This window comes from Pseudomonadota bacterium (assembly GCA_026388315.1).
In the GTDB taxonomy this organism is placed as follows: Bacteria; Desulfobacterota; Syntrophorhabdia; order Syntrophorhabdales; family Syntrophorhabdaceae; genus MWEV01.
In genome coordinates this window covers 1-2,861 of sequence record JAPLKA010000040.1, presented here as the reverse complement: position 1 = coordinate 2,861, position 2,861 = coordinate 1, and the positions used below count along the sequence as shown (strand labels likewise).

Here is a 2,861-nt window from a genome sequence, read left to right as displayed (position 1 = left end):
TTTTGCACCGATATAAGAAATAAAGCCGGAGCCGTTGGCAATTAAGTCAGATGGTAAGTTGTAAGTTAGGGCGAAAAAAAAGTAACATTTTTCGTTGGAGGAGAGATTTATCTATTGACACGGGGAGGCCTTATAGGTGTTCGCGATCATTTGATCAACCATTTCAAGACGTCGTACAGGATTCTTAGACCCATGCCTGAGCAGATGGTTGCGAAAAAAGCTTTATGTTTCAACGCCTTGTTCCTTAGGCATCTATACTCGGTTAAGGGCCAAATCCACCTTGCGTAGTGGAAGGCCACCCTTAGTAAAGTCAGTGAAAAGAAGAAGACGTAGACATAAAGCGCTGCTCGAAGGAATGGAGAATACGTGGAGAGGTTGACTTCAATGAAGTCAGAGACCTTGCTGCAAACCCAAAATGACAGCGGCAACCCAAGCAGCCAGACCAGCACGTCATATACCGTATGGCGGTGCAGCCATGGAAGCGTGGAGGGATGCCGAGAAACGTAACTGACGAACTCCTGGAACACTCCGTTAACCCAGGTAACATCGTTACCACTCACTTCGATATTACTTTCATTCCGCGTCTCCTGAGATGGCAAGATGGTAAAATTCAGTACAGACGGCCTGCCGAAATCAATGAAAAGGATCATCTTATTTCTCGGGTAATAGTTGTAGCGAGCCCGAAGGGTGGTCTCGGTATTGAAAAACAAATCTTTCATGTCTTCCGGAAAATTTGGTGAATCAAAAATATCCTCAATGCTTCCGGTAAGTTTTCTTCCATCCGTTCCTGACACAGTGATAAAGAGCCGAAAACCCTCTCGTAGGTCTTTTTTGGCCTGCTCGAATTGCTCGTCAGTCTGGCCTTCAATTCTATTCAGGTGCTTTTCCTCTATGTCGGCAGCGGCATATGCTCTCTCTTGAAGTATCTCCAATAGCTTACGCAGTTCGGCGCGATCCGTTGAGAAGGACCGAATCTGCTTCTTCTGGTTGATGTGCAGATTATTTGCCTTGGATTCCATCATCTTTCCTTACGCGAACAATTAAGTATACAGAAAAAATTCTGTATTTTACGACCAAAAAGTACAGAAAAAATTCTGTATTTTACCGTATTATACATAAATATTTCTGTATAATGCAGAATTCACCGGCGTGGCTAAGAGGGGAGGTAGGAACATGGGAGACCGAGGAGGTTACATAGGACGCTGAAAGTAGCCGGTTATACCGCCGCGTCCGGTGCAATGAGTTGTTATCTGAGGAATCTTTTCTTTGACCAAAGAAGTCTACCACTCAGTTAGCGCTGTCATCAAAGAACGCCGATACCGAAGCCCTTCAGCTTTGCCTGATCGAGTTTATCTAACGCGCTGGCAATGGTATCACTGATTGAGAGAGGTATTCGGGAGAGTGCATGCTTTCTCTTCTCGGGGCTTGCATCACCCAGTAACATCACAAGCTCAACCGCCAGGGGTCCGACGTATTGTTCGGCTATTTTCTCGGCAGTTAGAGTTGTTGCGCTTATCACTACTTCCTCCAACACTTTATCGGTTACCTGCATACCCTTAGTCCTTTTCTTATAATCCTGTTCTTTTTCCTGCATCTGTTGCTTATAGTCGAGTTCGACCTCCCGCTTTATCATGGTTTCGAGCTTGCCAACATCGAACACCTTTGAATATTCTAAGGCCGTATCCACAACCTTCTTCTGACTATCAATGGCCTGAGCTTGCTGAAGAACAACGTCCTTGGTCTCCCTGAGGAGGTTGGATTGCTCAACTATTCGGCCTGAAAGCACTTTGTTCTTGTTTATCTGATACCAGAATATAAGTATCAAAAGGATGGTGTTTGTTATCGTGGCTATCAATTCCACCAGTCGCTCCTTTATGCGGCGCCACCATATAATGAGTATGATAGGTGGTTCGCATTATTGATTTAATCCCCTGTTACAAACTCACCAGATAACAATTTTAAGTATACAGTAAGTATACAGAAAAAATTCTGTATTTTACCGTATTATACATAAATATTTCTGTATAATACGGTCCTGGCCGGTTTTCACGAAAGTTTTTTCACACATTATGGTATCTGTCATTGTCACACATCCAGGGGGCTCCTCACACTGAGCCCCGGCCTATTTAATACATGGGCATAAATCATTGTCGTCGAGACATCCTTGTGGCCCAGGAGTTCCTGGACAGTCCTTATATAGTAGTTTGACTCCAATAGGTGAGTTGCAAAGGGATGACGGAAGGTGTGTACGTTCACCGTCTTGTCTATGCCGACAAGACGTACCGCAGTCCGCCCCGAAGAATCTGGTGTGATTGTTATCATCGCAACGATTCTGATGATTGATAGAAGCAACTTTCTTTCAAATGGGACCCCTCCTGCCCGACAAATGACGTACCAGCGTGCCTGATGAATTATTAAACAATGCTCCTAAAAAAGCAATTAAAATATAATCATCAGGGACAAGATCATCGGGGTCGGACCAAACCCTTTAAAAGCAGTGTTGAGTTGTCCCTCATCAATCGGGATTAAACCGTATGAGTGTTGAGTTGAAAAAAGGGAGGTGGGAGAGGGGAGATGGGAACAAGAAGTAGGGGTTATCTTAATCCTTTAATCCATCAATCCTTAATCCAGCTTTCGCCTGCCGGTTTTCTGGAGTTTCCTGACTATTTTGTAAAGATACCAGTATTCTTTACAATACCTGATAGTTAGGTTGAACAACGTCTGGGCTTCCTCGTAACTGGCCGGAAGAACTTTTTGCGAGTCGCGACTTCGAGCATTTTTTGGGTACCCTGCCGATAGGCTGAAATGGGCCTGCGGCCAGGCCGCGCTTAGGCCAATTTTCATGTTCGAAGACCAGGTCA

4 protein-coding genes are annotated in these 2,861 nt (G+C 44.7%); all 4 read right to left on the bottom strand.

Features of this window, described 5'->3' with window-relative positions:
* Nucleotides 1-146: 146 nt before the first annotated feature.
* Entirely contained in the window at nt 147-1,022 is an 876-nt protein-coding gene (locus tag NTX75_04165; protein ID MCX5815424.1) for a hypothetical protein, read from the bottom strand.
* Between the two features lie 281 nt (nt 1,023-1,303).
* On the bottom strand, nt 1,304-1,861 hold the full coding sequence (locus NTX75_04160; protein ID MCX5815423.1) for a hypothetical protein: 558 nt from the start codon (nt 1,859-1,861) through the stop codon (nt 1,304-1,306).
* A 224-nt stretch (nt 1,862-2,085) separates the two neighbouring features.
* The gene (locus tag NTX75_04155; GenBank protein MCX5815422.1) at nt 2,086-2,352 is read right to left on the bottom strand and encodes a tyrosine-type recombinase/integrase; all 267 of its coding nucleotides are present in this window, start codon (nt 2,350-2,352) and stop codon (nt 2,086-2,088) included.
* A gap of 270 nt (nt 2,353-2,622) precedes the next feature.
* On the bottom strand, nt 2,623-2,861 hold a 239-nt coding region (locus NTX75_04150), incomplete at its 5' end, for a hypothetical protein (GenBank protein MCX5815421.1).